The organism is Mesorhizobium sp. M2A.F.Ca.ET.067.02.1.1, from assembly GCF_004023285.1.
Classification (GTDB): Bacteria; Pseudomonadota; Alphaproteobacteria; order Rhizobiales; family Rhizobiaceae; genus Mesorhizobium.
Genome location: NZ_RZSB01000583.1, coordinates 1 through 3,861, shown reverse-complemented (window position 1 = coordinate 3,861; position 3,861 = coordinate 1). Strand labels below are relative to the sequence as shown.

Sequence of the window (3,861 nt, the reverse complement as noted above, 5' to 3'; positions counted from 1 at the left end):
GGCTTAGGCAACTTGGAAAGCTTATCCACGAGGTCTTTCACGCTGGGCTTGGCTGCCGGCGGATTTGCCTCTTGCGCCGGCTTGTTCTCAGCCGCCTGGCTCGGTTCCGGCGTCTTGATCGCCGGCTCGCTTGCCGGCCGCGTCGGTTTCTCGCCTTCGGCGGCCGTTGGCCCGGGAGCCGGCGCGGGCGACTGTTGCGCTGAGGGCTGCACCGGCTTGGTCTCGACCTGAGGCGTCTGGCTTTTGGCCTCGCTCTCCGGCTGCGTGGCTGGCTGCTCGACGGGCGTCCTGGCCTCCGCCTCAGGTTGGGCGGATGGCTTCGCCGTGTCAGGTTTCGGTGCTTCCGGCTGAGCCGCGGCCGGCGCCTGCGGCTGAGCTTTCGGCGTCTCCGCTTGCTGCGCCTCGGCCACTGGTTTGGCGGTCTCGATGGCCGGCTTCGGAGTCAGCGGCTTGGGTGTCTCCGCCACCGGCATGGGCGCCAGGACGCCACTGAAATAGAGGCCCGCCACCGCCAGGACGGCGGTCGCCGCGGCGCCGCCGGCGATGACAGGCATGCGCGAAGGCTTTTTGGGCGCGGCCGGCGCGGGCGCGCTGGCCGGGGTGGCGGCCGGCGCGGGCCTTGGCTCCGACAGGTAGGCGGGGCGCACATGCTCGACGAAACGCGGCTCGCCGGAAGGTGGTGTCTGGGGCTTGGAGTCCGGCGGCGCCGTCCAGCCGGCGCGCGGCAGGCCCGAGCGTTCGCGCGCGCCGAACGACACCGGCGGCGGCAATGTCGGCTCGAGATCCTCACCGCGCGTTGCTCGGGCGATCTCAGCCATGCTCGCCGGCCGGTCGCGCGGATCCGGTTGCAGCATGGCTTCGATGAGTTCGCGGAAATCGGGATCGATATCCGACAGGTCCGGCACGGTCCGGCGTTTCTCGATGACCTCATATTGCGAGCCGCTCATGTCGAGCGGCTTGCCGCGCAGCGCCGCCGCCAGCACCAGGCCGAGGCTGTAGATATCCGATTGCTCGCTGACCTCGCCGCCATAGAGGCCGAGTTGTTCCGGCGAAACATAATTGTATTTTCCGGCGAATTTGCCGCCGATCAGCGTTTCGCCGCCGACGGTCGCCGAGCGCGCGATGCCGAAATCGATGATCTTGGCGCGCTCGACCCGGCCGCCGGGCAGGATGATGTTGTCAGGCGAGAGGTCGCGGTGCACCGCGCCGGCCTGATGCACGGCGCTCAAGCCAGAGGCGAGGCGGTGGCAAAGCCGGCGCACATCGTCGCTTGGCATCGGCCCGCGCCGCATCATGTCGAACAGCGATTGGCCGTCCACGAACTCCATCGCGAGATAGGGGCGGCCGATCCCCGGGTCGATGGTGAACACGTGGTAGCGCACCACCGCGTCATGCGAGAGATGGTTGAGGATCGACGCTTCCTTGCGGAACAGCGACAGGATCGTCTGGTCGCGCGCGAATTCGGGCAGCACGATCTTGATCGCCACATGATCGCCGGTCTGGATGTTGTGGCCGCGATAGACTTCGCCCATGCCGCCCGAGGCGATCCGCTCGTCGAGCTCGTAAATGCCGCTGAGCTGCGTGCCGACGCCGGCATAGGTCACGTTCGGCGAGATCCGGGTCTTGTCGTCGTCGCTCATCTGGCCAGGCCCTCCGCTGCGGACCGATCCGGATGGGGCGCGCCGTTGCCGCCGATCTTCACAAGTACGATGGTCACATTGTCGGTACCGCCGCGCGCCAGCACCGTATCCAGGAGGGCCTGGCATGCCGCCCGCGGCGTGGCGGATCTGGCCGCGGCCTCGATCTCGGCGTCGCTGACATGCGCCGTCAGCCCGTCGGTGCCGAGGACGAAAACGTCGCCCGGCATCAATTCGCCCTGCTGGAAATCGATCTCGAGCTCGTCGCTGACGCCGACCGCATGCGTGATCACGTTGCGTCGCGGCCAGGTGCGCGCCTCCTCCGCGCTGATCATGCCGCGGTCGAGCAGTTCCTGCACCTCGGTGTGATCCTTCGAGACCTGGACGATCGAGCCGTTGCGCACGAGATAGATGCGGCTGTCGCCGGCCCACAGGCAGGCGAAGCGTCCATCCATGGCAAGCAGGGCGGCGAAAGTGGAGCCGATGGTGATGCCGCGCGATCGCGATATGCCCCGGATCTCGGCATTGGCGCGGCTGAGCCTGTCCTCGAAGCGGGCGCGAAGGTCCGGGGCCGAGCTCGCAATGCCGATCGTCGCCAGATGGTCGACGATACTGGCCGAGGCGACCTCGCCGGCCTCATGCCCGCCCATGCCGTCGGCCACCACCCAGAGCCCGGTCTGCGGCTCGATGAGGTAATTGTCCTCATTGTGGTCGCGCACGCAGCCCTTGTGGCTCACGCCGAAGCTGTCGATGGGAAGGGCGACAGTGCTCAATTTGCCACCAAGCGCTCAGCGAGCGTCCTCTGTGACCAGCCATGGGCCGCGTGCCCACGCCACTCTGCCACAAGCGGGTACATTAGAGTATCGAAATAAAGCCCCGATCTGGCCATCTCAAAACGCCTTCGGACAGCTGAAGCCTGACAAGGCTGGCAGGACGAGGGGGTTGGCCCCAGAGCCCGCCTGGATCGTGTAGGCGACATCGCGTCCACCGATCACGAAACGCGCCTCGGTGCTGGCGCCGTCGCCGGTGGTGGTCGCCTTGTCGAACAGTCGCTTCAACGCCCACGGCCCCTCGAATTTGAGCGCGGACTCGCGTCCCGGCATTTCCGGTAGGAGGCTGAGGCTCGCCGATCCGGACGCGGCGCCGCTCGGCCATGTCACGATGCTCGGTGCGTTGCCGGCCTGGGCGCTCTGCACTGTCTGCCCGTCCACGTTGAGCACCGCGCTGTCGGCTTCGCTGTTCAGCGAGGTGGGTGTGAAGGTGATCGACACCAACGGCGTCGACCCGCCCGACGGGAAGAAGGCGGCGCGGATTTCCGCCGCCGCCTGGAACGCCTTCAGGGTCGATTTCGCAAGATCCTTGCTGTAGCGCGCATTCTGCTTCCAGCTCCATTCCTGGCCGGTCATGTCGATCAGCGGCGCAAGGTTTTGCGCGAAGAAACGGTCCATCAGGCCGCCAGGCGCGAACAGCTTGGCGAAATCCGCCATCGAGATGTCCTCGCTGCTGTCGCGGGCGAACGGATAGTGGCCGTTGACAGCCTCCTCGCAAGGGCGCGTCACCGTCTGGTCGAGGGTCTGGTTGAGATTGGCGATCGAGGTCTCCGCGACATTGCCCTCGAATTCGTCCGCCGCCGCGTTGACCATGCGCGCCAGCGGCTTGGGAAGGCGCGAGACATTGGCGCGCAAGGTCGAGATCTGCAGCTGCAGATTGGCGTTGACGCGTTCGGTCTGCGTGGGGACATCGGCCGCGAGCTTCAGGCTCTGAAAAATGTCGTGGAAGTTCTGCGTCAGCGCATCGAGCGGCCGGCGCCCGGGGTTGCCGCTGACCAATGCCTGGAACGAGCGGAACTGCGCCTCGACGCTCGCGCCGGCGTTCTGCGCAAGGGCCGAGCTTGCGCCGGCCCGGCTCTGGGACTTGCCGCCGGCGATCTGCAGGCCGATGCGGGAGAGGCCCTTGGCCATGCTGGCGAGATCCGGCTCAGCCGTCCCGGTATCGCCCTCGGCAGCGGCAGCGTCCTTGGTCAACGCGGTCTCGTCGGCGATCGCCGTGAACAGCTGGTCGAGAGGCGAGTCCGCCGCGGCGAGGGCGGAAAGCGCGAGATATTGCGGCTTGTCCTTCAGCATCGCCTTGAGCTTCAGCTGGTCGAGCACGCCGTTCCAGGCGGCGGCGAATTCCTTGCCGTAGCGGTCGATGAGTTCGGGACCGAGCTTGGGCAGGTCCTGGT

3 protein-coding genes are annotated in these 3,861 nt (G+C 67.3%); all 3 read right to left on the bottom strand.

Annotated elements, in window-relative coordinates:
* On the bottom strand, positions 1-1,640 hold a 1,640-nt coding region (locus EOA28_RS27975; protein ID WP_148670892.1), incomplete at its 3' end, for a serine/threonine-protein kinase.
* A complete protein-coding gene (locus EOA28_RS27970) occupies positions 1,637-2,410 on the bottom strand; it encodes a PP2C family serine/threonine-protein phosphatase (RefSeq protein WP_127251795.1) in 774 nt (257 codons plus the stop codon). The genes EOA28_RS27970 and EOA28_RS27975, both read right to left, overlap by 4 nt.
* 117 nt (positions 2,411-2,527) lie before the next feature.
* On the bottom strand, positions 2,528-3,861 hold a 1,334-nt coding region (locus EOA28_RS27965; protein ID WP_281060931.1), incomplete at its 5' end, for a type VI secretion IcmF C-terminal domain-containing protein.